We start from the raw sequence: 25,089 nt of genomic DNA on the forward strand, positions 1-25,089 counted from the left end.
ACTAGGCTGAATCGACATTCAGCGCATCCATAACATAGCTGCGGCGAGATGGGTGAAGGCGAGGAAGTGGCCGGCGCGACGATCGAAGCGTGTGGCGAAGCGTCTGAAATGCTTGAGCTTGTTGAAGCAGCGTTCGATGCGGTTGCGGGTCTTGTAGAGAACGATGTCGTGCGGGATCGGCACTTTGCGGGATCGCTTGGAAGGGATGACGGCAAGCATGTCGGCGTCGGCGATGATCCGGCGCAAGTCGTTGCTGTCGTACGCTTTGTCAGCGATGACGGCGCCGCCCTTCATGCCATCGAGCAGCGCCGCGGCAGTGACGATGTCATGCGCCTGCCCGCCGGTGAGGATGAAGCGCAGTGGCCGGCCAAGGGCATCGGCGAGCATGTGGATCTTGGTGGTCAGTCCTCCTCGGGAACGCCCCAGAGCCTGGTTCTGGTCCCCCCTTTTCCGGTCGCTGCCTGCTGGTGGGCGCGAACCAGGGTGGTGTCGAGCATGAGATATTCATTGTTGGGATCGTCGATGAGGGCTTTGAAGACCCGCTCCCACACGCCTTTGTTGGCCCAACGCGAGAAGCGGGTATGGACGCTCTTCCATTTGCCGTACCGCATCGGCAGGTCGTGCCAGTGGGCGCCGGAGCGCAGCACCCACAGGACACTGTTGACGAACAGGCGATTGTCGGCCGCGGTGCGGCCCGGATCACCCGCCTTACCCGGCAACAGCGCAGCGATGCGCGCCCACTGGACGTTCGTCAGTTCGTACCGCTTGGCCATCCGTCGCGCTCCGAATCAGAACCCTCGGAACGCAATGAATCAACGCCAAACCGCGTTGAGAATCCTGAATGTAGATTGGACCTAGATGGTCGATGATTGTTTCCGCCGCGTCGCACGCAAGCTCACGGGCTGTAACCAAACAGTTGCCCCTGAAACGCTCGCACACAACCAAGCTGGTCAGAAGGTTTTGAGGTGATCGGAGTTGTCCCAGGCATCCCACGCACAGGGAGCGTGTGCCGTTGCCTCCTCGAAACAAAGCCGAAATTGCGCACCATCAGATCGAAACATGATCGCTGCAAAAACGGCGTCGACCGGCACTGCCGGAAATGAGAGCAAAGGGAAACTCAAATGACCAACATCGTTCGTAATGCAATTCTGGCTACTGTCGCGGTTTTCAGCTTGGCCGGTGCGGCTTATGCTCAGCAGCAGACCATCACTTCTTGCAGCAATCACGATGGCTACTGGAACCAGTGCCTGGGTGCCGCAAACAACGGCCACGAGAGCGGCGGCCGCGGACACGATCGCCACTGATTGACGATCGGGTTCTGATAAATGCCTCGCCGGCAAGTAGCCGGCGGGGCTTTGTGCGTTCTGGCAACCTCTTTGATCACAGGACGCCGCGCAGCGGCCCAATCGCCCCCGGTGTGTCCTGAACTGCACGACGGCGGCTGCAGCCGACCAGCCGCTGGCGCTGAGACGCCACGATCGACAGCACGACGCCCGAAGTCATCGAGGCGTCACGACTGGTCCGCAGATGACATCCAAGACGCAGTGATACAAAACCGAACCTCTGCCTGACGCCTCGAAACAAATCTCCGTGATCCATAGCTGAAAGCAATCGTGCACTATATTATAACATGGTCGAGGCGATGCGATGTCGAACGTCTACGATCTTGGAAGCGATCTGGTGCGTCGTATCTATGAAAAACGCATAGATGCACCGGCGATTCTTGATGCCTCCACGCATTTTCCCAACGCGACGAAGTTCGCAGCCGTCTGGCAGAGTATTCGCGATGAAGCGCTGTCGGTGCAGTTGAACCGGGTTCCGCGTTTTCACGACATCATGCCGGAACAGGCCGAGATTTCGGCCAATGACGGCCTCGATTGGCGCATGTTCGTGCTCAAGGCCTACGACATGACGATCCCGGAAAACCTTGGGAAGATGCCTACCCTCAGCCGGTTGCTGTCGGAATGCCCCGAGGTCAAATCGGCGGCTGTTTCATTCCTGGCGCCGCGCAAGCACATCCCGCCCCACCGCGGCCCCTTTCGCGGCATCATGAGATTTCATCTCGGCCTTGTCATTCCGAAACTGGCGGACGGCCGCCCGGCAACGATCATGATGATCAACCATGAGGAAAAGCGGATCGCCGACGGCGAATGCCTGCTGTGGGACGACACTTTCGAGCACGAGGTCATGAACAGCGCCGATCAAGCGCGTATCGCCTTGTTGCTTGATGTGTGGCGCCCGGAGATGCCGCTGGACATGGAGGTCCTGTCCAGGTTGATCGTTCGCGGCGTGCAGTTGGGAATGCACTACAGAGGAGTATCGTTCGCCGGGTGAAGCGTCACGCCCTCGCTTCCCGAAACCCTCTTGCGCTGCCGCCGCGCTTCAGCGGCAACATCATGTCCCTTGCGAGCAAACCGCTGACCCGGCAGAAGACCATGAAGGCCCGGCACGCCTCCTCGGCGCTCGCCACATCGACGGTCGCGCCGAAGCAGGCGTTAAACGCGGCGTCATAAAGCTTGCCCTGCCGGCGCTTCGGCCAGTTCTGCAGGAAATCGAGCGCCTGCTCGACGCTGTAAATTTCCTCGACCGGCAGGCCGGGCGCGGGCGTGATGCGCACCGGCACCTCGAATTGCAGCCTGTCCATTCCCTGTCTCCCGAACTGGCGCAGCGGAGCAACGCCGTTCGTTCTGAAAAGTTCTTTGACCGGCTTTTGACGCAGGAATGTGACCTCAGTGGGGTGCGGGCCCGGCGACTGCCACTGCAAATCGGCGCCCTAGCCACATCGTTCGACCGGGCGATGCAACCGGCATCGCCCTGTCGAGGTTGCGTCTACTGGTTCGGCTGGTCCGTCTCCGCCTCATAGGCCATGCGCGAGACCACCACCAGCAGATAGGCGGACGGCACGGCGAAGATGACGCCGAGCACGAGGGCCTGCGCCTTGCCGGCGATCTTCAGCCAGGCAAGCGTTTCGCCCTGCCGCATCGCGCTGATGCCGGCGCCGCGCGGGGCAGACGCTGTCGAGGCGGAGACCTCGGCCTGGCGAAGCTCACCAGCGCAAGCGCAAGCAGCGCCATCAGGGCCGAGCACGCGGTCCTGCTTGGCAGCAGCGTCGATCTTGCAGTTTCCGGTGCCGTCAACGGGCGTAAATCTCCTGAATCCTGACCCGGCTACCTCAAGGGATGGTGCAAGGAAAGCTTCGCGACACCCAGACGCGCCCGCCCAGCGAATATTCCCTCGGCAAACCGGTTGCAGGCACTTCGTCCTTGAACCTTGCGGCTTCCAGTGCCAAATCTGGAGAAAATTTCCGCACCGGCTCGCGTCAGGAGCCAACCCGCGAACGGACAAGAATGGTTACCTATCTCGACGCCGCAACGGCCCCCTTGAGAAACACCGGCCAGATCCGCCTCTATGGGGAGGAAGGGTTTGCGGGCATGCGCAAGGCCTGCGATCTCACCGCGCGCTGTCTCGACGAGCTTGTGTCGATGGTGAAGCCCGGCGTCACCACCGAGACCATCGACCGTTTCGTCTTCGAATTCGGCATGGATCACGGCGCATTGCCGGCCACGCTCAATTATCGCGGCTACACCAAATCGTCCTGCACTTCGATCAATCACGTGGTCTGCCACGGCATTCCCGACAACAAGCCGCTCAAGGACGGCGACATCGTCAACATCGACGTCACCTACATCCTCGACGGCTGGCACGGCGATTCCTCGCGCATGTATCCGGTCGGCACGATCAAGCGCGCCGCCGAGCGCCTGCTCGAGGTGACTTACGAATGCCTGATGCGCGGCATCGCCGCAATCAGGCCGGGCGCTCGCACCGGCGCGATCGGCGCCGCTATCCAAACCTATGCCGAGGCCGAGCGCTGCTCGGTGGTGCGCGACTTCTGTGGCCACGGCGTCGGCCAGCTTTTCCATGACGCGCCGAACATCCTGCATTACGGCACCGTCGGCGAAGGCGTCGAGATGCGGCCCGGCATGATCTTCACCGTCGAGCCGATGATCAATCTCGGCCGCCCGCATGTGAAGGTTTTGTCTGACGGCTGGACGGCGGTGACGCGCGACCGTTCGCTGTCGGCACAGTACGAGCATACGATCGGCGTCACCGATAGCGGCTGCGAGATCTTCACGCTGTCGCCAAAGAAGCTCGACCGCCCCGGCTTGCCGGATTAGTCTGCCGCAGGCACGGCATCGGCACGGTCTGATGTCCATAACAATTGGCGAGGCGCGCCTAGGCTGGAAGCCCGGCAGTATCACCAAGCCCGGCTCCGGCCAGAAGCGCGGACCTGAGGCACCTGGCTGCTGGCAGCAAGGGTTTGTCGAGCCGTCGGGCAAGATAGACCCAGCTCTTCGTTGTCCCATTTTCACCAAGCGCAGCGGCTGAAAGCTGCACGAGCCGCTCTTCGACAAGATCCTGCTCGATCAACCAAAGTGGAAGCCGCCCCCAACCGATGCCTGCTCTGATCAACGCCAGTTTCGCCTCTTGGCTACCCACCCGCCACTTGCGCTGGGAGAGCACGCCATAGTCGCGGCCATGGGAGCGAGGAGAAGGGTCCATCAGGACGATCTGGATGTGATCGGCCAGCTCTGGCGTACTCACCCGGCCTTTCTTCGCTATCAAGGCCAGAGCGTGCCCAGCACCGACGACCGCCGCCATCGACAGCGGCGCGAGGGAATCGAATTCCAGGCGCGGATCGCGCAGGTCTTCGCCCACCGTTATCGCGAGGTCGACCGTGCCTTGCAGGAGGCAATCGATCGGTTCCCCAAGGGTACCTATCTGCAACCGGACGCCAACCGTCGGATAGGTGGCGTGGAGGGCTTCAAGAGCCCTGCCGACGGCCGGCAATGGAACAAGCGTGTCCACCATCAGCGCAAGCTCGATTTCAATGCCGCTGCCCATACCCTGCGCCTTCGCGCGCAGCAGATCGGCGCGTAGAACCAGCGAGCGACAGTCGTCCAGCAGGGCCCGTCCGTCCGAGGTCAAGGTCGGCCGACGAGTCGACCGGTCGAACAGGACCGTCTTGAGTTCGGTCTCCAGATTGGCAATCGCGTGGCTTACCGCCGACTGGGCGCGACCGAGCCGCATGGAGGCCAGGCGAAAGCTACCCGCGTCCGCTACGGTTAGGAACATCCGCATCTGATCGAGAGTGAGCGCGTCGAGCATGATCGATCAATTAGATCAGAAAGCGCCAACTTTTAGCAATCCCATCGATCGTCCCGATGTGTCATCAGTTTCCTGGCCTGAGACAGGAGAGCGAAGTGACTGAACGGCTCAAGCTCGCAGCGCTGATCGGCAGCACGCGGGAACGACGCTATGGCGACAAGGTCGGACACTGGTTTGCCCAGGAGGCGCAGAGACTGGGCGATTTCGAGCTTTCCCTCATCGATGTTGCAGACATTGATCTGCCCAGCCGGCACTTGGCGGAGCCGACACCGGCGATGAAGGCATTCACGAGTAAGCTCGCCAAGGCAGACGCCTTCGTTGTCGTCACCCCCGAATACAATCACAGCATGCCCGGTCATCTTAAGCACGCTATCGACCAGGCTAATGAAGAGTGGCACGCCAAGCCGGTCGGCTTCGTTTCATACGGTGGCGTTTCCGGCGGGTTGAGGGCCGTCGAACATCTTCGGCAGGTATTTGCCGAGCTCCACGCCGTCACCGTCCGGGACGCAGTAAGCTTTCACGGGGTGTGGGAGCATTTTGCTGATGGTGCGGGCCCGCTCGATCCGAAGCGCAGCTCCGGCGCTGTCAAAACCATGCTCCACCAACTCAAGTGGTGGGCTCTTGCGCTGAAGGAGGCGCGTTCGCGCGCCCCCTATACCGTAGGCTGACACATGGATTCGCAACGCATCATTGCATGCGCCCTCATGACCATAGCCATGACGCTGGTCGGATCCGGCGTGGCGGCCTCAAAAATCATTGCCGGCGGCATGCACCCTTTCCTCGCCGTTCCCCTCCGTTTCCTGATTTCGACGCCCATCCTCTGGGGACTCGTCTTCCTGACAAGCACGCCGCGGCCGCAGCTCTTGGCAAAGGAGTATGTGATTGTGATGATTCAGGCGGCCGCGGGCAGCGCGGGCTATAGCATTCTAATGATCCTCGCCTTGACCTTGACGACGAGTGCCAATGCCAGCGTCATCCACGGCCTTCTGCCTGTATTGGCTGCCCTCGTTGCAACGTTGGCCTTGAAGGAGAGGCTTGGCGCCAAGCTCTGGATCGCGGTCGGCGCTGTCACGGCAGGCGCACTTCTTGTCAATGTCGCCTCTGCCAAGGGCTTTGGCCTCGATCTGAAGCTGCTGGCGGGTAACCTGCTGGTGGTCCTCGCTGTTTCCGGCGAAGCACTGTTTGCGATCCTGAACAAGAGAATCAGCAAGCCGCTGGCGCCGCTCTATCTCGCGGCGCTGATGAGCAGCATTTCACTGCTGCTGACCTTGCCGCTCGCCGCCGGCCTTGTCGCGTTTAGCACCGTTGCAGCAGCACCTGCCGCCCTATTGGCGACAGTCTATATCAGCATTTTTCCCACCGTGATCGGCTTCTGGCTCTGGTATTCAGGAGCCGCGCGCGCCAGCGGCGGAGAGGCTGGCGTGTTCATGGCCGTGCTGCCGGTCGCGGCACTCGTGCTCTCGTTTCTTCTTCTCGGCGAGACCATCACGCCGATCCACATTCTCGGAACCGCCCTTGTCGTCCTCGGCATCGCTGTTTCGGTCAGCGGGGCAAGAACAGTGAAGAAGCAGGCTGCCGAGGGTGTCCATGTTTAACGCTCGCCAATAGGCGATGCAGCCCTCATCGTCACGGCGTCTTGATATGTCCCAGCAACGCTCCCGGCTACTTTCTTGAAATGATCGAGAACCGTTTCGCGTTTCAGAATCATGCTTTAGTCTCTGGCAAAGGTCTTCTTTCGATCAGCGATGCGGGCGGGCGATGGGAAAAGTCGAGGACGAGCGGGCGTTTTTCTCTGAAGCCTGGGTAGAGCCGCCGAAGAAAGAGGTGGCGCCTGTTGAGAAGCCGCACTACCACGGCCATCGTGATCGTCTGCGCGAACGCTTCTTGGCCGGCGGTCCGGACGCCCTGCCCGACTATGAACTGCTTGAGCTGCTTCTCTTCCGGCTGATCCCGCGCGTCGACACCAAGCCGATCGCCAAGGCGCTGATCGCGCGCTTTGGTTCGCTTGCCGAAGTGCTCGGCGCGCCGGCGTCCCTGCTCGAGGAAGTGAAGGGCATCGGGCCGACGGTGGCGACCGATCTCAAGGTCATCGCCGCCACGGCGCAGCGCATGGCGCGCGGCGAAGTGCGCGGCCGCGAGGTTCTGTCGAACTGGACGCAGCTTCTCGATTATTGCCGCTCGGCCATGGCCTTCGAGGCCCGCGAGCAGTTCCGCATTCTCTTCCTCGACAAGAAGAACGGGCTGATCGCCGACGAGGTGCAGCAGACCGGCACGGTCGACCATACGCCTGTCTATCCGCGCGAGGTGGTCAAGCGCGCGCTCGAACTTTCCGCCAGCGCGATCATTCTGGTGCATAACCACCCGTCCGGCGACCCGACGCCCTCGCGCGCCGACATCGACATGACCAAGCAGATCATCGAGACGGCCAAGCCGCTCGGCATCGCCGTGCACGACCACATCATCATCGGCCGCAAGGGCAATGCCTCGATGAAGGGCCTGCTGCTGATCTGACAGTCCCGAATATCAGCTGGAAATCATCCGACGGCGGGCACCTCGCGGGCAATGGCTCGATCGAGACGCGTTGACGTTAGTTCATCAAAAGCACCAGAGCGGGATGCAGCTTCTTCAGGTTCGGCAGTGATTTCGATTGCCAGGGTATGTCGGGCGTTCCGCGCACGACAAGTCGAACATCGGGATGCTTGCGCACCTCGATGGTAAATTTCGCCAGCAGGTTGATGCCGGAAGAGTTGAGAAAGTGAAGGTCCTTCAAATTGAGTGTGATGGAAGCGGGATTTGAGGCAAGAACACTGGTCGCCAAAGCCGTGATCGGCGCACCCGCCTCGGAACTGGCAAGCCGCATTGCACCGTCGAAAAAGATATCGCTTCCCTCAGTCCACACGCGGTAGTCGTCTGTCTTGATTTCCATATCTGGCTTCGTTTCATCTAGTTGTGAGTTTGCGAGATCGGAATGGAGGCATATGTTTCCAGGCAAATACGGTCGTTTTCATCGGCCGGGCTGAATATCCAGGCCAGACGTGCGCCATAGTCGCTCATCAACGTCAGCAATCCAAGCCCGGAGCTCCCCACGTCGGGGTTCGCGGCATTCGCCTCAATCCGCTGTATCAGCAGGTCCTTTGGGTCGCCAACCGTGATGTCCGCCAGCAGGCTTTGGAACTCGGACGCGATTTCACCATCGACGTCATTCGACACCTTGAGCTTGAAGCACTCCGAATCCATCGACGCCTCAACCACGATTTCGCCTGGTGCGCGGAACTTGACGGCGTTTTCGATGAGTTCGTTGACCAGATATCCGATGCTATGCCGCACCTCCATGTAGTCATTGCGCGACGACTGAAAGCGCAACGCGAAAAGATCGGCAATGAAGTCCGAGGTCGTGGCGCAATGACGCCAACTCAAGTCGAGAGGTCCGTCGAACAGCCGCACGCGACTGACGCTCCCCTTCATCCCTATTGCAATGTCAGGCGTACCGAACAGCGCTGTCATCCTACGTATGCCTTATGATCACGAGTGTGATGTCGTCGTGGATCTTCTGGATTCCGATATGAGCCATCAAATCCTCGATGATCCCGGTCTTGATGTCCTCGGCGCTCCTGCCATGGCGCTTTTGCACGCTCTTGCAGAGGCGATCGAACCCGAACAGTCTTCTGTCTTCATCTTCCGCCTCGGTCACACCGTCGGTGTGCAACACGATTACGTCGCCGCTCCCGAACACGATGTCTCGCGTGTCAACAAACTGCGAGATGTCGTTCTCCAGGCCAACGGGCAGACCCAGATCAAGCGTGTCGATACGTTCGACGTCCCCATCCGCACGCACGACGAGAATGTCCTCGTGCTGGCCGGATAGCGTTACCCGCCCGTCCTCAAAGTCAAGAAAGGCCAGCGAGAGATGCTTGTCGGTGTTCGTCCGCTCGATGTTCTTGTAGATGGCCCTGTTCAGACGAACCAGAAACTGATGCGGATCGCCTTCGTTGGCCTCCTGCAGCGCGCGTGCAACGGATTGGACCATCAGCATCAGCACGCCGCTCTCGAGACCATGACCGGTCACGTCGCCGATGCCTATCTTGACCCGTGATCCGTTCTGCAGGACGTCGTAGTAGTCCCCGCCCACCTCGTCGGCCGGCCGCATGTAGGCCGCGATCTCCAGCCCCGGAATCGCTTCGAGTTCGAACGGTTTCGGCAGGACCATCATCTGGATTTGCCTGGCGACCGCGAGTTCGGCGCCGAGACGGACGTTCTCGTCCCGCAGCTTTTCGTTGAGCGCGGAAATCTCCTGATTTGCGTCGCCGAGTTCCCTGGTGCGTTCGTCGACGAGTTGCTCGAGGTTTTCTGTGTGAAAGCTGATCTGCTCGGCCATGCGGTTGAAGGCGACCCCGACCGCTCCAACCTCGTCGCGCGTTGGAACGCGAACACGGACCGAATAGTCTTTGGACTGTAGCCTCTGGGCGGCGCTGGCAAGCGCCCTGAGGCCGGCCGTGATCCGCTTCGAGATGCCGAGCACTGCCGCAAATACAATCAGAAGCGAAACGACGATGGCGGCGACCTGAAAGAGCAGAATACGATTGGTCGCGCGAGAAATACTCTTTTGCGCGGCGACCAGGGACGCATAGATTTCGCGTTCTGGAACGACGATTCCGACCGACATCGTTTCAGACTTGATCGGTCCCGAGCTCCACAGATTGGTCGGCTTCAATCTTTTGAGGACAACTATGTAGGGTACGTGTTCGCCCTTGTTGTCGAGCATGATATGCTGAATGACACCGTCATTGTTCTGGTCGAGCGGCAGCGACGCGATGGCCGGCTGCGTGCTTCCCCGCAGGGACCTCTCCAGGCCGGTGACGCCCTGCGTGCCCGCATCGTTGGATGAAGTCAGGCCGATGATCGCCTCGCCCGATGGATTGATCGCCACTACATTGCCGGTCGACATCGTGAGGAAGCCGAACCCGGTTTCGGCGATCTTGACGCGCTCGACGACTTCCGCGAGTTGATCGAGAGTGATGTCTGCACCCGCTACACCGGCGATACCGGTACGGTCGCGCGTCCACAGCGGGTGGAAAAAACTGACGATCAGCTTTCCCGTGATCGCATCGGTGTAGGGCGCTGTCTGAGTGATATCGTCGGGGACTGGACGTGAGGCTGGATCCTTCGCCCATTGCTGCCATGACCCATAGATCCCCGGAAAGAAGAACTCCCAGAACTCCGCCTTGTTGTGGCCTGGATAGAGCCGGTCGAAGGTCTGTGCCTGGTCCGTATACGGTACCGTCCTGAAGATCGGGCGTTCCTTCGGACCAATATAGTACATCTGCAGTTTTGGCGATCCGCTGGCCATAAGGGTCGGCGCGACGAGATCCAGAACGGTACTGTCTTCGATTTCCCGCTCAACGCTTGGCAGCGGCGTGTGGTCGGCGCCCAGCAGGTAGCCCCAGACGCTAATCACCGAAGGCGCGCCCGGCAGGTTCTGCGCCCAATCGCCCTTCGCGTCGTAGACGACCTTCACCGAGCCGGGTGCTTCATGCGAAAGGGTTGCTCCGACCTGTCGCTGCCGGCTCGGATCGTCGGTCTGGGCCTGCAGAACGCCGGCCAGCGCCTTCACGTCCCCATGAACTCGATCGAGCAGGAGGTCGACGCTTAACGCCGTCGAATCGGCGTAGGAGCGAATGTATTCCTGGTTTGCGGTGGTCAGGCCCTCACCGACTTCCGACGTTGCGTCGCGCGACAGCTTTTGCACGTTCCAGAGCGCCAGGCCGCCGCTCAGCAAGAGATCGAACAGCACGGCGCCGCCAACGACCAATACGAATTTCGCCCGGAAGGAGCGCAGGCCGAAGCGCGGTGTAGGCTGATCGTCGGCTTTCATTGCGGCCTTCGCCCCGATGCGACCCAGATCGGCCAACCCGCATAACCCTTGGGGTGTAGCGCAGCGAATATGTGATCCTGGAAGCCCTGCCGGAACCGTGCAACGAACTCCGGCCCGTCGCCGCGTTTGATGGCCATCTCGCCGGCATAGACATCGGCCCAGGCGACAATGACATCGGCGAAGTCCTGCGGATCTCCGTCCAAGTTGGTGACGGTGAAGGTCTCGACACGTATGTCGTCGAATCCGGCTTCGATCAGATATCGCCGACTCTTGGGCCCGAGCTCGACGTCCATTTCGAAATGCGCGAACAGCTTCGCCACTTCATTGTATGTCCAACGGATGCTTTCGGCGCGCGGCTCGCCGAGGCAATGCGAATTCTTCTCGTTGGTGATGTAGACCCGCCCGCCTGGCTTGCATATGCGGTAGAGTTCCTTGAGGATGAGTTCCGGTCGATTGAAGATTTGAAGCGAATGTCGGCAGGTGACCAAGTCGAACTGCTCCTCGTCGAGCAGCATTTCCGAGGCATCGCCATAAGTATATTCGATGCCCCGGATATCGAACTCCCGCATCACGCGTCGGGCGTAGTCTAGGCTTGATATGGAGTGGTCGAGGGCGACAATCCGCGACGGCTGGAACTCTTTCTGCACGAGCACGGCGAAATCACCGATCCCGCAACAGATGTCGGCCATAACGATCCCGGGTCTCATGCCATGCCGCGGCAGGATTGCACGCTCGTGGCGCCAGGTCATCTTTGTCTGCGTGCGCAGGATTGGAACGAACCCGCCTTCCTCGAGGAAGCCCTGCCCTGGATAGAATTCGCTGTCATACTCCTCGACCGTGATGTTCGGTTCGATTCCGCTCAGCCGACCGAATTTTCGCGAGGTCCATCCGACGACGCTCGACGTGATGACAACAAATTTGAGATCGGGTCGAGCGCGACAGGCATCGATGATGATCCTCGAAAAGGCGTAAAATGCAGCGTTGTTCATCTGCGCCAAGCGCCTGACATTGACGTAGAAAACGCCGCGTACTCGGGCGATCGCATCGCGAAGCAATGCCAGGCTAGGCCCAAGCTCATCGATCGCCTGAGGCCGGACCACCCCAGATATTGAGAACTCCTGGTTGTTCGCATCGTACTGCGCCTTGAAGCGCGCGTGCAGGTTGTAAGGGCTCAATGTTGCAGGCCCTCAAGCGGAAGATCCACGACGAGCGTGATCGCATCGCCGTCGGCTTGCTCGACCCTGAGTGCCGCGTTGTAGTCGACAGCCAGTTCCAGGAGTACCACCTCCCGGCTGGGCGCCAGATCCCCAGACACAGAATTGAGATATCGCTCCTTGGCCTCAAATCCCGCGACTTGCGAAACGGCTTCTTCGTAGAATTGGCGCTCCTCCGGCATGCAGGGAAATGTCAGCTCGATCCTGTCCGTCGCGCCATAGCGAGACACCCTGCATGCCAGTTCGCCGTCGGCGTGGCGGGTACGAAAGGCGACTTCCAGCAATTCGTTGAACGCAGAGGAAAAGAGATTCGAATGCCGCACCGAGTCTGATCTGTTTTGACTGATCATCCGGGCGATGTACGTCGAGACATAATCGCAGTGTTTCCAAGCGGAGACAAAAGTCTTGATTTCCATGTCGATCTGGATCATCGGCTCAAAAGTCGGTTCGCCAACCGGTTCATGATGAACAGATCCCATCCGCATCCTCTCCTATTCCATCCGTATTTGAGCCCAGGTGACGCGATGAACTCCGGGACGGAAATTTGACCGCCTCGTGATGAGCCAGTCCCGCATTGCGCGGCATCTAGCTCGATCGTTTTTACAGCCCTCCGATTTACAAACGGTGCAAGTGGCTAGCGCGCCCGATTTGATTCCTCCATCGCTTCCAGCCCCTTCGCCGGCGACCGCCTGATGAAATCGCCGGTTGCCTCGGATCCGAGCGGCCGTCCCATGAAATTGCCTTGCAGGTAATCGCAATTTTCCTTGATCAGCCACCGTGCCTGCGCCGACGTCTCGACCCCCTCGGCGGTGACGCTTATTCCCAGGCCGTGCGCCAGACTTATGATCGATCGCACAATCGTTTGACTCTTCAGATCCGTCTCCAGGTCCGCGATGAAGTATTGATCTATCTTCAAGGTATCAAACGGAAAATTCTTAAGGTAGCTCAAGGACGAATAGTATGTTCCAAAATCGTCGAGCGAGATTCGTATTCCCAGGACGTTCAACGTATTCAATGTATCTATATTGTCGATAGTCTTCTCAAGAAGAACCGTTTCGGTTATCTCGAGTTCAAGCCTTTCAGCCCGGATTCCAACTGCGTCGATGATCTGAGCGACCGTGTCGGTCAGCGAACCGCTCAGGAACTGAGCCGGCGACAGGTTGACTGCGACTGTCAGCGCGGAAGGCCACGCCAATGCCTGGCGACAGGCTTGCTCGAGCACCCATCGTCCAATTTCGTCCATCAGACCGTCGGCTTCGGCGATCGGAATGAACACGCCGGGCGGAATGATTCCGATCTCGGGGTGCCGCCACCGCAGCAGCGCTTCGAAACCAATCACCGACGAAGGAGGCCTGATGAGCGGCTGATAGTCCAGGTAAAGCTCGCCCCGCTCCAGCGCGGTTCGAAGGCTGCGCCTCAGATTTTCGCGTTGCTCGAGCAACAACAGCATCGAGCGATTGAACGTTCGAGCGCAGCCGCGACCATCCGTCTTGGCTGCGTAAAGAGCAATATCTGCGGCTTTCATCAGCTGCTCGCCATCGGTCCCGTGCTCCGGCCCAAAAGCGATTCCGATACTTGAACCGACGAAGACGGGAATGCCGTTGATGACGAAAGGGTCCTTGAACGAGTTGACCAGCGATGTTGCGAGGCGCTCGGCTTCCGCGGGCTGCTCCTTGCCCAATTGGATGACGGCGAACTCGTCGCCGGCATACCGGTACGCAGATTCGCCGTCCTCCAGCGCGTCGCGGATTCGACCTGCCGCGAGTTGCAGAAGCGTGTCGCCTGCCCCATGGCCGAGCGTGTCGTTGACCGCTTTGAAATCGTCAAGATCGATTTGCAGCAGGGCGGCTTTTGGCTGAGATCCGCCGATGGCCGCCAGCGCTTGCTGCAGCCGCTCGCCGAATCGCCGCCGATTCTGCAGTCCGGTCAGCACGTCGTGCGTCGCTTGATGGAGCAGAATCATATGCTCCTGCTCCTGCGCCGCGCTGCGCTCCCCCTGCTCCCGGGATTCGATGATTCCCACACCATCTGCAGTGCCGAAGACGAAAACGGAGCGGGGCGCTTCGCCCGATGATCGCGGCAGGTCAATGCTTGCCGCAGAGCCGCCCTGGAACACCCGAAGAAATTCGTCGCGGCACCTCGTATCGAGGAAGCTTGGATAGATCTCCCAAATGGCTGCGCCTGGCACCACCGCACCTCCGTACAGACGTTTAAGCCTGGCGGCGTAGTGAGTTAGGCGGAAGTCGCTATCATAGAACGATAGAAGTTCGGTCGTATTCGCCAACAGGTTAGCGAGAAGCGCTTCGCCGGCACGTGAACCATCGCTTGAGGACGACTCCTCATTCTGCGTGCCGACGCCTGATGCCTCTGAACGCAAAAGCCACCTCCGTAGGCGGTGAAAATTAGCGTCCCCCAGTTTAGAAATAGCATAAGTAACAAGCTTGGCAAACTTTCAACTCGCTATTTCAACAAGCGGTGCATGCGCTGTAATTGCAATGGATCCTCCGCTGTGATTGGCGGGCAGGTTATTCCACGATGGACGTTCATTCATTGTTAATAAATCGCGAATCGACAGATAATCGGCGTCGCGCCCGGCGTGATTCGAAATATTGCGATCCACAGGACAGAGCGGAATTCGCGGCCTGGGCTCGATCACAGACCTAGTGTTTCGAGATCGGCTTTCTCAAAAATTTGGTTTTCAGCCACGTTTTCGACGGTCCGCTCTGGTAGGGGCTATCGGCGCGTTTCGAGATGACGCCGTCGAGCTCGGTTTTCTCGGTGGCGCGAAAGATCGCGAGCGCGTCGCCCTCAAAATGCTCGCTGTATTGGATCTTGCCGAGGCCAGGCTCAACCAGTCGCCACAGCGCTTGCTTGCGTTGCAGCAGGGGTAAGGGGATAAGATTGCGACCGTCGAGATGGAGGATGTCGAAAGCGACGAACACCAGCCGGCTCGGCTCGTTCCAGATCGCGGCTTCCAGCTCAGGAGAACCGGGCGAGCCACGCCCGCCTGAGACAATCACCTCGCCGTCGAGAATGGCAGCCCGGCATGGCAGGTCGACAGCTAGCGCGATGGGCCAGTATTTAGTCGTCCAGTCGCGCCCGTTCTTGTTGTAAAGACGCGCGCCGTTCTTATCAATGATGATTTGCGTGCGGTAGCCGTCGAATTTGGCCTCGTGGACCCACCCTTCATCTTCGGGCGGCCGCTCGACAAGAGTTGGTATCTGCGGCGGAATGAACTCCAGCCGTTCGTCGTCGACCTTGTCACGCTGACTCAACTACGCCACCATCTTTGCCGGATAGCGGTGGCGCGAGCGGCACCGTCGATCTGGTATCCATTTGGACACCTGCCGCCTGTGCCTTGCCCCCACTAAGCCATTCTGCGACGGAATGAACACCGGCCAGCCGCCCCCCGGCCATTGGCACGCTTACTCAATTACGCCACACCTTCGACGGATAGCGGTAGCGCGAGCGGCACAGGCGATCCGATGTCCCCCAACTTGGACATCTGCCGCCTGTGCCGAGCCCCCACTAAGCCATCGAGCCCCCACTAAGCCATTCTGCGGCGGAATGAACACCAACCGGCCGCCTCGGCCTTGGCACGCTAACTCACTTACGCCTTTGACGGTTTGCGGCGGCGCGGTCGGCACAGGCGGTGCGATATTCCCCCCAACTTGGAAACCTGCCGCCTGTGCCGAGCCCCCCGCTAAGTCACAGCGAACATCTACGAATAAGGCCGCGCTGTCGTTAGCTGCGCATCCAGATACTTATCCGGGCGTACATATCTCGATCGGCACGGCATCTCTCGCCAGGGATTTTGCCAATGGGGTACCGCCAGCCAAGGATCGCTTGCCCGGCAAGGATTGTCGCCGGATCCAGTATCACTCCGGGCATACTGATGAAACGCCCGCCGCGGATGCTATGATCAGCTTCCAAGCGCCTTGAGCCATCCTTCAAACGAGGAGGTCTTCTCGTGCTCGCCAAGCGAAACAGAGTGGGCGGGGCGCGGCAACACCGTCGTCCTGCGCCCTTCGCGGGGGCTGTAACCGAACTCCTTGCTGAACGCCCGGCTGAAATTTGCCGCTGAACTGAACCCGAAGGCCTCCGCAATTTGAACGATGCGCCGGCTGTCCGCCGGATCGCTGAGCGCAACATGGGCTGCCAGAAGTCGGCGACTTTGAATGTAATGGAGCACCCCACCGCTCGGTTCGAACAGCTGGTAGAGACGAGATCGCGAAACACCGAGCGCCCGGCACATTGAATCCGGCGTCAGATGAGCCACTTCCAGGTTGTTTTGGACGTATCGACGGGCCCGCTCCATCAGCGCGACACTCGCCAGTTGTTCGGCCGCAGCCGCATGTTCGGCCGGCGGCGCGAGGCACGCAATGATCATGCTGCGCGTCGCGTGTACGATGCGAGGCAGGTCGTCAGCGGTGAGGCTGCGCAGTCTTGTTACGATGCCGTCGACATAGTCGATCAAAAGGTTTGCAAAATTGCCGGAAAGAATTGAATTGTTGTTTGCGTCGAGGGTTGCCGCCGCGTCGGCGAACAAATCACGCGGCAAATATAGAACGAGACTTTCGGATTCGGTCATCCTCCCGCGAAACGGGTAGCCTAGCGACCTGATCTCAAGTTTGCCCGGCTGGCCCTCCGCGACACGGCGATTGACCTCCGTCCACGACCGGCCGGTATGTGGCAAGACGACATACCAATGATCGATCGAGCTGGACCGAAGCTTTGCGGCGGAACGGATATAACTGTGCGCCGGCGTCCGCTGTTCGACGATCAGCATGCCGCCGAGATTCCAAGCCTTGTGCGCTGCGGGGAAGCCGTCGTCCAGCGATTTGTCATCCGGCAGCCTGACCTCGACAAGCGGTGCCACATGCGTTTGCCAAGCGGGGAATTGATCCTCTGCTGCCAGTTCGAGCGTTGAAAAAGACAGCGGTTCCAGTGCCGGCGCGATTGGCCGAGCCGCCTCGTTGTCGGGTTGAACGTCGCGCGGCCAACGCCGTCGCTCACGCTCCGGTACAGGCCCGGTATGCGCCTCGTCTTGCTCCTTAGCGTCCATCGCGCGTGGTGCCATATCCGATTCCGGTATGCCCATGCCCCCGCAATCATGTGGTGTATCCCGGGATCTGGCAAGCCTGTGGACCGCATCGTCGATCACGCTGGGTTACAATAAGAAATGCATCCCGAGATAAGTTTCTGGATACGAGGCTAACGACACACTTCAGACCGGCGCCTATAGATTCCGACATCGTGAAAGCGACGTTGAGGAGACCAGGTAATGAATGAAAAAGTCAAAGGAGAAGCTCGCCGCAAGATAATTCTTGATGGATATGTCAACAACGAGCCATTGAAAGACATTGCGGCAAAGCTCGGATGCTCACTGGCGAGTTTGAAAGTCAGCGCCAGCAAACTTGGCTGCACTCGCGCCCCGAAAGAGGCGGCTGACTTTCGACGCGGCTTCCGTATACCCGACAACAAACGGCAAGACTATTACCAGCTCATGCGGGTCGGCCAATATAGATCTAGGGACTGCGCACAGATTTTGGGATTATTGACAACACAATCGCCGAGCATGGAGTAACGTTACTAGAAGCTGGGGACAACATCTTTTCAAGCCTCGGTGACAAGGCCCCGCCGCAAAGCACGGGCGGCGGGCGCTGAAAGGTTCGCTCAAATGCTGCGTCGGCGTTTCAATCGCACCTGCCTTAGCCCTCTCGATCTGGCCGTTTGCGAACGCGTGTTCAATCAGGTCTGCGCAGATGAACAGCTCGATCCTTTGGACCCGGACGCCGAAATTCTAGCGGTATTGGTTGTGGCCATCTTTCGAAATGCTCACACCAGCGAACGCGAACTGCTGGAGGCGGTCAAATCTCGCCGGCAAAAGGCCAGGGCAGCCGTCCGCACGCCTAAAATGAACTAGTTGATCTACCCGCCAGCGGCATCAAGCCGGCCATTCAGCCCTCTGCACATCGTCCGTAAGGGCAATGCTTCGACGAAGGGCCCGCTGCGCCAAGGCCCGCCGCCCCAAAAGGTCCGGGCGCGCAGCAACGTTTTGCACATCAGCTAGTCGGCTCTGGAATTTCAACCGGAAATCGAGCATGATGCGGCTTGGTATTGGCGTTGGATGCTTCGCGCTCCCATGAAATACCGGAGGACGGGACATGGCCATCGCGCTTGTACTCGTTTTGATCGTCGTGGGCTCGGTGTTGTTCCACTTCCTGAGCCCATGGTGGTGGACGCCGATTGCCTCGAACTGGGACTATATCGACCACACCATCATCATCAGCTTCTGGATCACCGGCGTCGTTTTTGCCGCCGTTGTTCTCTTCATGGCGTATTGCGTGTTCCGCTTTCGCCATCGCGAAGGCAATCGCGCGGTATACGAACCGGAGAACAAGCGTCTCGAATGGTGGTTGACGATCGTCACTGCGATCGGCGTCACCGCCTTGCTCGTTCCCGGCCTGTTCGTCTGGAGCCGCTTCGTCAACGTGCCGAGCGATGCGACCGAAATCGAGGTCGTTGCTCAGCAATGGCAGTGGAGCTATCGCCTGCCAGGCAAGGACGGCAAGCTCGGCACTTCGGACACCCGTGAAGTAGCCGCTGAGAACCCGCTAGGCATCGCCCCAAAGGATCCCAACGGCCAGGACGACGTCGTGGTCGAGGCGGCGGACCTGCACTTGCCGGTCGGCAAACCGGTCAAGATGCTGCTGCGTTCGATCGACGTGCTGCATGATTTCTACATCCCGGAATTCCGCGCCAAGATGGACATGATCCCGGGATCGGTCACCTATTTCTGGTTCACTCCAACAAGGACCGGAACCTTCCAGGTCCTGTGCGCCGAGCTCTGCGGCCAGGGACATCCGCTGATGCATGGCATGGTGATGGTCGACACCGAGCAGGATTACCTGACCTGGCTCGGGCAGCAGCAGACTTTTGCGCAACTGTCGGCGCCTCAGCAAACGGGCTCGGCGAACCCGCTGCCAGGAAAGACAATGGCGTCCGCTTTGGACGTCGGGGCAAAAGTCGAAACTGTCGAGGCCCGCTGAACAGGGAGGTGCTCCCATGGTCGACGTCACACCCGCAGATGCCGTTCCCCCCGCCGAAGTCGGGGAAATGGAACTGTACCATCCGCACAGTTGGTGGACGAAATACGTCTTCTCGCAGGACGCCAAGGTCATAGCGATCCAGTATTCGGCAACGGCAACGGCGATCGGCTTTGTAGCGCTGTTCCTGTCCTGGCTGATGCGCCTGCAGCTCGGCTTCCCCGGCACGTTCGATTTCATTACTCCGGAGGCCTACTACCAGTTCATCACCATGCACGGCATGATCATGGTGATCTACCTGCTCACCGCACTCTTCCTTGGCGGCTTCGGCAACTATCTCATCCCGCTGATGGTCGGCGCCCGCGACATGGTCTTCCCCTATGTCAACATGCTGAGCTACTGGGTCTACCTGTTGGCGGTGCTCGTTCTCGTCGCAAGCTTCTTTGCGCCCGGCGGACCGACCGGCGCCGGCTGGACGCTCTACCCGCCGCAGGCGATCATGACCGGCACGCCGGGTGGCCAGGACTGGGGCATCATCCTGATGCTCTCTTCGCTCATCCTGTTCATCATCGGCTTCACCATGGGTGGCTTGAACTATGTTGTGACGGTGCTGCAGGGCCGCACGCGGGGTATGACCTTGATGCGCCTGCCGCTCACCGTATGGGGCATCTTCACCGCCACCGTCATGGCTCTGCTCGCCTTCCCGGCGCTGTTCGTTGCTTGTGTGATGATGCTGCTCGACCGCGCGCTCGGCACCTCCTTCTTCATGCCGGCGATCGTCGAGATGGGCCAACAGTTGCAGCACAGTGGCGGCAGCCCGATCCTATTTCAGCATCTGTTCTGGTTCTTCGGCCATCCGGAAGTCTACATCGTGGCCCTGCCGGCCTTCGGCATCGTGTCCGACCTCATCAGCACGCACGCGCGCAAGAACATCTTCGGCTACCGAATGATGGTCTGGGCGATCATCGCCATCGGCGCGCTGAGCTTCGTGGTCTGGGCGCACCACATGTACGTCAGCGGCATGCACCCCTATTTCGGCTTCTTCTTCGCCACGACGACGTTGATCATAGCCGTTCCGACCGCCATCAAGGTCTATAACTGGGTGCTGACCCTGTGGCGCGGCGACATCCATCTCTCGATACCAATGCTTTTCGCGCTCGCCTTCATCGTCACCTTCGTCAATGGCGGTTTGACGGGGCTGTTCCTCGGCAATGTCGTCGTCGACGTTCCCCTGTCGGACACGATGTTCGTCGTTGCCCATTTCCACATGGTGATGGGTGTCGCCCCGATCCTGGTGATCTTCGGCGCGATCTATCACTGGTATCCGAAGGTCACCGGACGGATGCTGGACGAGGCGCTCGGCCAGTTTCACTTCTGGGTCACCTTCCTCGGCGCCTACCTGATCTTCTTCCCCATGCACTATATCGGCCTGATTGGTGTACCGCGCCGCTACGCCGAACTGACCGACATGACGATCATGACGGAGTCGGCCCATCATCTGAATTCGTTCATCAGCATCATGGCCTTCTTGGTCGGCTTCGCCCAGATGGTGTTCCTGTTCAACCTGATCTGGAGCATCCGTCACGGCCGTGACGCCGGCGGCAATCCGTGGCGGGCAACGACGCTCGAGTGGCAGACGCCGCAGACGCCGCCGGCGCACGGCAATTTCGGCAAGGAGCTGCCGATCGTCTATCGTTGGGCCTATGACTACAGCGTGCCGGGCACGAAGGAGGATTTCATCCCGCAGAACGTGCCGGGCTCCTTCATCCCATCGAGGGAGCCGGCATGAGCGTCATCCTGGTCTTCCTGCTGGTGATCGCCGGCTTTGCCGGATGGTGGCTTTCGCACCAGCGGCTGACCGCGAAGCCGTGGCTCGAGCAAGGCTTGGCCGGGGATTTCGTCGGCCTCGAGCGATCGGCCCTGCCCACCGCCAAGATCGGCCTCGGTGTCTTCCTCGCGGTCGTCGGCTGTCTGTTTTCGCTGTTCACCAGCGCCTATTTCATGCGCATGGGTCTGCCGGACTGGCGGCCTCTGCCGCTGCCGCGCCTGCTCTGGCTGAACACTGGCGTGCTGGTGCTGAGCAGCGTTGCGCTGCAATGCGCCGTGATCGCGGCGCGCAGAGGCCAGACGGACATGGTCAGGCTCGGTCTTGCGACGGCCGGGCTGACCGCCCTCGCCTTCCTGATCGGCCAACTGATCGCGTGGCGGCAGCTGACCGATGACGGCTACCTGCTGGACTCCAATCCGGCCAACAGCTTCTTCTATCTGATCACCGCCATGCACGGCCTGCACATACTGGGCGGGCTGGTCGGCCTTGGCAGGACGAGCATCGGCGCCTGGACGGGCGCCCGGCCGCAGCGGCTTCGCCTCGGGATCGAGCTCTGCGCGATGTACTGGCATTTCCTGCTTTTCGTCTGGCTCGGCATTTTCGCAGTCCTGGCCGGCTGGGCGGCGACATTCGTGAGCATTTGCCAACGGCTGCTGACCTAGGAGACTGGCGATGGCCGAGACGACACTGACGGATAGCAGCCAGTTGGATCGCCCCCAGGGCTGGCGCGGGATTGCCGCCGACTGGGCCTCGGATCAGCGCGCGTTCAAGAACGTGTCCTGGGGCAAGGCCATGATGTGGATCTTCCTGCTCAGCGACACCTTCATCTTCGGCTGCTTCCTGCTCTCCTACATGACCGCCCGCATGTCGACGCGCGTGCCGTGGCCCAACCCAAGCAAGGTCTTCGCGCTGCACATCGGCGGGTCGGAGGTCCCGCTGATCCTGATCGCCATCATGACCTTCGTGCTGATCTCCAGCAGCGGCACCATGGCCATGGCGGTCAATTTCGGCTACCGCCGCGATCGCCGCAAAACCGCGATCCTGATGCTTTTGACCGCCGCGCTCGGCGCAACCTTCGTCGGGATGCAGGCCTTCGAATGGACCAAGCTCATCACCGAAGGAGTGCGGCCCTGGGGCAATCCCTGGGGAGCCGCGCAATTCGGCTCATGCTTTTTCATGATCACCGGCTTCCACGGCACGCACGTCACCATCGGAGTCGTCTTCCTGATCATCGTGGCGCGAAAAGTCTGGCGCGGCGATTACGACATCGGGCGTCCGGGGTTTTTCACCAGTCGCCGGGGCCACTACGAGAATGTCGAGATCATGGGACTCTACTGGCACTTCGTCGACCTGGTCTGGGTGTTCATCTTCGCCTTCTTCTATCTTTGGTGAGAGGCAGGCTTTGCTGAGAGGACGAAATGGCTGAAGCAACCGCAAACGGTCTCGGACAACAGGCACTGCACTCCACCCACGATGCGGCGACCGCCGGCAAGTCGGACACGCATCAGGAACACCCGATCAGGCTCTATCTGGTGGTCTGGGTGTGGCTGTTCATTCTCAGCGCCTGCTCCTATATGGTCGACTATTTCGGCCTGCACGGCTATCTCAGATGGTCGCTGATCCTGATCTTCATGATGCTCAAGGCAGGACTGATCGTGGCCGTCTTCATGCACATGGCCTGGGAACGGTTGGCGATGATGTATGCGATCATCCTGCCGCCGATATTGGTGCTGGTCTTCGTGGCGATGATGGTCTTCGAGGCCGACTATACGCTGCTGACCCGTATCGCGTTTTTCGGGCCCGGCCCCTGACGCGCGGTTTGGATAAACCGCAGCCTAATCAGCCCGAAATGGCCGGTGCCTCGAAACAACCGGCGGTTTGGTTTTGATATGCGTCGTGAACTCAAGCAAAGGACGCGGAAAATGACGATAGCGAACAGACTGAGGAATTTCATAGACGGCAAGGGAATCCCCTACGACACCGTCGCGCATCATCGGACTGCAACCAGCAGGCAGGCCGCCATTGCCGCCCACGTGCCCGGCAGCATGATGGCCAAGTCCGTGGTCGTTCACCACGAGCTCGGCTATGCGCTGGCCGTGGTCCCAAGCACCCACAGGATCGAACTCGCCAAGCTCCAGGACGTGATGGACAAGCGCCTCGGGCTCGCTTCCGAGGACGAGGTGGTCTCGCTCTTCGATGATTGCGATATCGGCGCCGTACCGCCGATCGGCGCGGCCTATGACGTGCCGGTCATTTTGGACGAAAGCCTCGGCGATGCCGCCGATATCTATTTCGAGGGCGGCGACCACAAGACCCTTGTGCATGTCAGCGGCAAGGATTTCCGCGACCTGACCACAGGCGCGCGTCGGGCACGCTTCAGCCACCCGGCCCTGTGAGACACCGGCACTCCCGCCCGTGCTCGACAGGGTTTGCTAGTTCGCCGGTCTTGGGGCGGCGGCCGGCGCTTCCACGACCTTACGATACACGTGCCAGGTGGCATGGCCGAGGACTGGCAGCACAACCGCCAGCCCCGCGAACACCGGCAGCGAACCGACGATCAGCCCAACGGCGACGATCAGTCCCCAGACGGCCATTACGATGGGGTTCGCCAGCACTACACGTACCGAAGTGTGAATGGCTTCGTAGGCGCCGACATCGCGATCAAGCAGCAGCGGAAAAGCCACCACGGTGGTGCACAACACGACCACGGCGAAGACGAATCCGATGGCGTGACCCAGCACGATCAGGGTCCAACCGCGCCCGGTGGCGAATATCTCAGCGATGAAACTGGACAGCGATGCCGGGGGCGCGGGACCGAACAGCTGCTCGTAGAAGATTTTGGCGGTCAAAAGCCACGCTATGAAGATCGCGAACAGCATGATCCCGACCGCGGCGATGGCCGGCAGCGCCGGGGAGTTCCTGACCTCGAAGGCATGGCGCCAGGATGCATCGAGCCCAGCTTCCCGTCTGCGGCTGATCTCGTAAAGACCGATCGCCGCGAATGGGCCGATCAGCGCAAAACCGGACACCAGCGGAAACAGCAGTGGCAGCGCGTTCGCTCCCGATGTCCAGGTAGCAAGCACCACGCCGACGAGCGGATAGATCATGCACAGAAACACGATATGCGAGGGTTTCACCATGAAATCGTCGACACCGCGCCTGAGCGCGTCGAAAAGATCGGAAAGGCCGATCTTTCTCACTCTGGTATGCTCGAGCGTTTCGCTAGCGCCTGCAATGACGTGAAAGCTTGCCATGACCATTCCTCCAGACCAGGGTCCGGCAAGGTCGCGGATTCGCGGTGCTACCGCTCTGCATGGTTGGCCACGCAAAACCGCGACCTGCACCGGCAGCCAACATACTCCATTGCGCCCGATTTGTCTCTTTTCATTGGAACGAGGGTGCGGTGGCCGGCCAGAGCTCCACGCTGGTTCGAGAGGTTTTTTTGCGGTATTCTTATACAACTACAACGCAGTGCCTCCGGTACGCGCAAAGGAGGCTGGATCACTTTGATTGGCCCGTGATCCTTTCCCGATTTCCGGGTCATGCGCCTGGTCGAAGGCGAACGTCATGGACACGCGAACGCTTCTCATACTCGGCCTTGGCATAGCCATTCTGTTGGTGCTGGGATTTTTTGCGCTGCCTGCATGACGGCGCCGGCGGCCACACTTCAGCAGCGTCATGCCGGCCGCCTTCGGTCGGGGCGAGCCGGCGCCACCGAAAGGGGCCTGGAAGGGCCCGCTTACTTCGAAAACTGTTTCAGGTAAGCGATGACGTTGGCTACGTCCTGATCGTTCTTGAGGCCGGGAAACACCATCTTCGTCCCTTTGATCATGCCCCTGGGGTCCTGAAGATACTTCGTCAGCGTGGGCTCATCCCATTTGATGCCGGATTTGCCGGCCTCGGTCATGGCCATGGAATAAGTGAAACCGGGATGCGTGCCCGCGGTGCGCCCGATGACGC

General features: G+C 60.1%; 27 protein-coding genes and 1 pseudogene. 14 read left to right on the top strand and 14 right to left on the bottom strand.

Annotation, left to right across the window (positions count from 1 at the left end; translation table 11 throughout):
* Positions 1–18: 18 nt before the first annotated feature.
* Positions 19–773, bottom strand: a protein-coding gene (locus A9K66_RS29605; protein WP_197507484.1) for an IS5 family transposase whose coding sequence is annotated in 2 segments (ribosomal slippage) — positions 19–434 and positions 434–773 — 756 coding nt in all. Because the reading frame shifts where the segments join, the coding sequence is not laid out codon by codon here.
* 348 nt (positions 774–1,121) lie between these two features.
* Here A9K66_RS29605 and A9K66_RS30790 point away from each other — a divergent pair.
* A complete protein-coding gene (locus tag A9K66_RS30790; protein ID WP_128372631.1) occupies positions 1,122–1,304 on the top strand; it encodes a hypothetical protein in 183 nt (60 codons plus the stop codon).
* A 343-nt stretch (positions 1,305–1,647) separates the two neighbouring features.
* Positions 1,648–2,334: an aspartyl/asparaginyl beta-hydroxylase domain-containing protein gene (locus A9K66_RS16345; protein ID WP_067325331.1), complete on the top strand. Its 687-nt coding sequence runs from the start codon at positions 1,648–1,650 to the stop codon at positions 2,332–2,334.
* 4 nt (positions 2,335–2,338) lie between these two features.
* On the opposite strand, the gene A9K66_RS16350 is transcribed toward A9K66_RS16345, so the two are convergent.
* Positions 2,339–2,644: a DUF982 domain-containing protein gene (locus tag A9K66_RS16350; RefSeq protein WP_067325334.1), complete on the bottom strand. Its 306-nt coding sequence runs from the start codon at positions 2,642–2,644 to the stop codon at positions 2,339–2,341.
* Positions 2,645–2,829: 185 nt separating this feature from the next.
* Positions 2,830–3,087 (bottom strand): hypothetical protein, encoded by a 258-nt coding sequence (locus A9K66_RS16355; protein ID WP_067325337.1) that lies wholly within the window; start codon positions 3,085–3,087, stop codon positions 2,830–2,832.
* A 260-nt stretch (positions 3,088–3,347) separates the two neighbouring features.
* Here A9K66_RS16355 and map point away from each other — a divergent pair, with 260 nt between their 5' ends.
* Entirely contained in the window at positions 3,348–4,175 is an 828-nt protein-coding gene (gene map / locus A9K66_RS16360; RefSeq protein WP_067325367.1) for a type I methionyl aminopeptidase, read from the top strand.
* Between the two features lie 58 nt (positions 4,176–4,233).
* Here map and A9K66_RS16365 read toward each other — a convergent pair whose 3' ends face one another.
* Complete coding sequence (locus A9K66_RS16365; protein ID WP_067000095.1) at positions 4,234–5,166, bottom strand: LysR family transcriptional regulator; 933 nt, start codon at positions 5,164–5,166, stop codon at positions 4,234–4,236.
* A gap of 95 nt (positions 5,167–5,261) precedes the next feature.
* On the opposite strand from A9K66_RS16365, the gene A9K66_RS16370 reads away from it, so the two are divergent.
* From A9K66_RS16370 to radC, 3 genes are all read left to right on the top strand, one after another.
* A complete protein-coding gene (locus A9K66_RS16370; RefSeq protein WP_067325370.1) occupies positions 5,262–5,834 on the top strand; it encodes an NAD(P)H-dependent oxidoreductase in 573 nt (190 codons plus the stop codon).
* Between the two features lie 3 nt (positions 5,835–5,837).
* Complete coding sequence (locus A9K66_RS16375) at positions 5,838–6,761, top strand: DMT family transporter (protein WP_067325340.1); 924 nt, start codon at positions 5,838–5,840, stop codon at positions 6,759–6,761.
* 163 nt (positions 6,762–6,924) lie between these two features.
* Complete coding sequence (gene radC, locus A9K66_RS16380) at positions 6,925–7,677, top strand: DNA repair protein RadC (RefSeq protein ID WP_067000090.1); 753 nt, start codon at positions 6,925–6,927, stop codon at positions 7,675–7,677.
* A gap of 76 nt (positions 7,678–7,753) precedes the next feature.
* Here the strand turns inward: radC and A9K66_RS16385 are convergent, their stop codons facing one another.
* The 8 genes from A9K66_RS16385 to A9K66_RS16420 form a co-directional block, all read right to left on the bottom strand.
* On the bottom strand, positions 7,754–8,092 hold the full coding sequence (locus A9K66_RS16385; RefSeq protein WP_067000080.1) for a hypothetical protein: 339 nt from the start codon (positions 8,090–8,092) through the stop codon (positions 7,754–7,756).
* Positions 8,093–8,109: 17 nt separating this feature from the next.
* The gene (locus tag A9K66_RS16390; protein ID WP_170950193.1) at positions 8,110–8,670 is read right to left on the bottom strand and encodes an ATP-binding protein; all 561 of its coding nucleotides are present in this window, start codon (positions 8,668–8,670) and stop codon (positions 8,110–8,112) included.
* A gap of 1 nt (position 8,671) precedes the next feature.
* Complete coding sequence (locus A9K66_RS16395; protein ID WP_067325373.1) at positions 8,672–11,038, bottom strand: SpoIIE family protein phosphatase; 2,367 nt, start codon at positions 11,036–11,038, stop codon at positions 8,672–8,674.
* Positions 11,035–12,213, bottom strand: a complete 1,179-nt coding sequence (locus tag A9K66_RS16400) for a class I SAM-dependent methyltransferase (RefSeq protein ID WP_067325346.1) — start codon at positions 12,211–12,213, stop codon at positions 11,035–11,037. The genes A9K66_RS16395 and A9K66_RS16400 overlap by 4 nt, the downstream gene beginning before the upstream one ends.
* On the bottom strand, positions 12,210–12,731 hold the full coding sequence (locus tag A9K66_RS16405) for a ubiquinone biosynthesis methyltransferase UbiE (RefSeq protein WP_067325349.1): 522 nt from the start codon (positions 12,729–12,731) through the stop codon (positions 12,210–12,212). Before A9K66_RS16405 ends, A9K66_RS16400 begins: the two co-directional genes overlap by 4 nt.
* Positions 12,732–12,886: 155 nt before the next feature.
* Entirely contained in the window at positions 12,887–14,536 is a 1,650-nt protein-coding gene (locus A9K66_RS16410; protein WP_067325376.1) for an EAL domain-containing protein, read from the bottom strand.
* A 376-nt stretch (positions 14,537–14,912) separates the two neighbouring features.
* Entirely contained in the window at positions 14,913–15,527 is a 615-nt protein-coding gene (locus A9K66_RS16415; RefSeq protein ID WP_067325352.1) for a DNA ligase, read from the bottom strand.
* Between the two features lie 647 nt (positions 15,528–16,174).
* Complete coding sequence (locus tag A9K66_RS16420; RefSeq protein WP_245307563.1) at positions 16,175–17,332, bottom strand: AraC family transcriptional regulator; 1,158 nt, start codon at positions 17,330–17,332, stop codon at positions 16,175–16,177.
* 204 nt (positions 17,333–17,536) lie between these two features.
* On the opposite strand from A9K66_RS16420, the gene A9K66_RS30360 reads away from it, so the two are divergent.
* The 8 genes from A9K66_RS30360 to A9K66_RS16450 all read left to right on the top strand — a co-directional run bounded on the left by A9K66_RS30360 (position 17,537) and on the right by A9K66_RS16450 (position 23,525).
* Positions 17,537–17,839, top strand: a complete 303-nt coding sequence (locus tag A9K66_RS30360) for a hypothetical protein (protein ID WP_127214219.1) — start codon at positions 17,537–17,539, stop codon at positions 17,837–17,839.
* A 93-nt stretch (positions 17,840–17,932) separates the two neighbouring features.
* Positions 17,933–18,178: a hypothetical protein gene (locus A9K66_RS30365; RefSeq protein ID WP_067000066.1), complete on the top strand. Its 246-nt coding sequence runs from the start codon at positions 17,933–17,935 to the stop codon at positions 18,176–18,178.
* Between the two features lie 241 nt (positions 18,179–18,419).
* Positions 18,420–19,304, top strand: coding sequence for a cytochrome c oxidase subunit II (locus tag A9K66_RS16425; protein WP_067000063.1), 885 nt, complete (start codon positions 18,420–18,422; stop codon positions 19,302–19,304).
* A 16-nt stretch (positions 19,305–19,320) separates the two neighbouring features.
* Entirely contained in the window at positions 19,321–21,090 is a 1,770-nt protein-coding gene (locus A9K66_RS16430; RefSeq protein ID WP_067325358.1) for a cbb3-type cytochrome c oxidase subunit I, read from the top strand.
* Positions 21,087–21,791 carry a cytochrome c oxidase subunit 3 gene (locus A9K66_RS16435; RefSeq protein WP_067000057.1) on the top strand — a complete coding sequence of 235 codons (705 nt, stop codon included), beginning with the start codon at positions 21,087–21,089 and terminating at the stop codon, positions 21,789–21,791. Before A9K66_RS16430 ends, A9K66_RS16435 begins: the two co-directional genes overlap by 4 nt.
* A 10-nt stretch (positions 21,792–21,801) precedes the next feature.
* Positions 21,802–22,521 (top strand): heme-copper oxidase subunit III family protein, encoded by a 720-nt coding sequence (locus A9K66_RS16440; RefSeq protein WP_067325361.1) that lies wholly within the window; start codon positions 21,802–21,804, stop codon positions 22,519–22,521.
* Between the two features lie 26 nt (positions 22,522–22,547).
* Positions 22,548–22,940, top strand: a complete 393-nt coding sequence (locus A9K66_RS16445) for a cytochrome C oxidase subunit IV family protein (protein ID WP_082953928.1) — start codon at positions 22,548–22,550, stop codon at positions 22,938–22,940.
* Between the two features lie 111 nt (positions 22,941–23,051).
* The gene (locus A9K66_RS16450; RefSeq protein WP_067325364.1) at positions 23,052–23,525 is read left to right on the top strand and encodes an aminoacyl-tRNA deacylase; all 474 of its coding nucleotides are present in this window, start codon (positions 23,052–23,054) and stop codon (positions 23,523–23,525) included.
* A 36-nt stretch (positions 23,526–23,561) separates the two neighbouring features.
* Here A9K66_RS16450 and A9K66_RS16455 read toward each other — a convergent pair whose 3' ends face one another.
* Together A9K66_RS16455 and A9K66_RS16460 are read right to left on the bottom strand one after the other, a co-directional pair.
* A complete protein-coding gene (locus A9K66_RS16455; protein ID WP_067325381.1) occupies positions 23,562–24,383 on the bottom strand; it encodes a DUF2189 domain-containing protein in 822 nt (273 codons plus the stop codon).
* 485 nt (positions 24,384–24,868) lie between these two features.
* Positions 24,869–25,089: pseudogene (locus tag A9K66_RS16460) on the bottom strand (cytochrome c family protein); the annotation flags it as partial.

The organism is Mesorhizobium sp. AA23 (assembly GCF_001672435.1).
Classification (GTDB): domain Bacteria; phylum Pseudomonadota; class Alphaproteobacteria; order Rhizobiales; family Rhizobiaceae; genus Mesorhizobium.

What these genes read in the sequence shown, in the direction of transcription:
- A9K66_RS30790 (WP_128372631.1), top strand. Translation starts at nt 1,122, where the DNA reads ATGACCAACATCGTTCGTAATGCAATTCTGGCTACTGTCGCGGTTTTC.
- A9K66_RS16345 (WP_067325331.1), top strand. Translation starts at nt 1,648, where the DNA reads ATGTCGAACGTCTACGATCTTGGAAGCGATCTGGTGCGTCGTATCTAT.
- A9K66_RS16350 (WP_067325334.1), bottom strand. Translation starts at nt 2,644, where the DNA reads ATGGACAGGCTGCAATTCGAGGTGCCGGTGCGCATCACGCCCGCGCCC.
- map (WP_067325367.1), top strand. Translation starts at nt 3,348, where the DNA reads ATGGTTACCTATCTCGACGCCGCAACGGCCCCCTTGAGAAACACCGGC.
- A9K66_RS16365 (WP_067000095.1), bottom strand. Translation starts at nt 5,166, where the DNA reads ATGCTCGACGCGCTCACTCTCGATCAGATGCGGATGTTCCTAACCGTA.
- A9K66_RS16375 (WP_067325340.1), top strand. Translation starts at nt 5,838, where the DNA reads ATGGATTCGCAACGCATCATTGCATGCGCCCTCATGACCATAGCCATG.
- radC (WP_067000090.1), top strand. Translation starts at nt 6,925, where the DNA reads ATGGGAAAAGTCGAGGACGAGCGGGCGTTTTTCTCTGAAGCCTGGGTA.
- A9K66_RS16385 (WP_067000080.1), bottom strand. Translation starts at nt 8,092, where the DNA reads ATGGAAATCAAGACAGACGACTACCGCGTGTGGACTGAGGGAAGCGAT.
- A9K66_RS16390 (WP_170950193.1), bottom strand. Translation starts at nt 8,670, where the DNA reads ATGACAGCGCTGTTCGGTACGCCTGACATTGCAATAGGGATGAAGGGG.
- A9K66_RS16395 (WP_067325373.1), bottom strand. Translation starts at nt 11,038, where the DNA reads ATGAAAGCCGACGATCAGCCTACACCGCGCTTCGGCCTGCGCTCCTTC.
- A9K66_RS16405 (WP_067325349.1), bottom strand. Translation starts at nt 12,731, where the DNA reads ATGGGATCTGTTCATCATGAACCGGTTGGCGAACCGACTTTTGAGCCG.
- A9K66_RS16420 (WP_245307563.1), bottom strand. Translation starts at nt 17,332, where the DNA reads ATGGCACCACGCGCGATGGACGCTAAGGAGCAAGACGAGGCGCATACC.
- A9K66_RS30360 (WP_127214219.1), top strand. Translation starts at nt 17,537, where the DNA reads ATGAATGAAAAAGTCAAAGGAGAAGCTCGCCGCAAGATAATTCTTGAT.
- A9K66_RS30365 (WP_067000066.1), top strand. Translation starts at nt 17,933, where the DNA reads ATGCTGCGTCGGCGTTTCAATCGCACCTGCCTTAGCCCTCTCGATCTG.
- A9K66_RS16425 (WP_067000063.1), top strand. Translation starts at nt 18,420, where the DNA reads ATGGCCATCGCGCTTGTACTCGTTTTGATCGTCGTGGGCTCGGTGTTG.
- A9K66_RS16430 (WP_067325358.1), top strand. Translation starts at nt 19,321, where the DNA reads ATGGTCGACGTCACACCCGCAGATGCCGTTCCCCCCGCCGAAGTCGGG.
- A9K66_RS16435 (WP_067000057.1), top strand. Translation starts at nt 21,087, where the DNA reads ATGAGCGTCATCCTGGTCTTCCTGCTGGTGATCGCCGGCTTTGCCGGA.
- A9K66_RS16440 (WP_067325361.1), top strand. Translation starts at nt 21,802, where the DNA reads ATGGCCGAGACGACACTGACGGATAGCAGCCAGTTGGATCGCCCCCAG.
- A9K66_RS16445 (WP_082953928.1), top strand. Translation starts at nt 22,548, where the DNA reads ATGGCTGAAGCAACCGCAAACGGTCTCGGACAACAGGCACTGCACTCC.
- A9K66_RS16450 (WP_067325364.1), top strand. Translation starts at nt 23,052, where the DNA reads ATGACGATAGCGAACAGACTGAGGAATTTCATAGACGGCAAGGGAATC.
- A9K66_RS16455 (WP_067325381.1), bottom strand. Translation starts at nt 24,383, where the DNA reads ATGGCAAGCTTTCACGTCATTGCAGGCGCTAGCGAAACGCTCGAGCAT.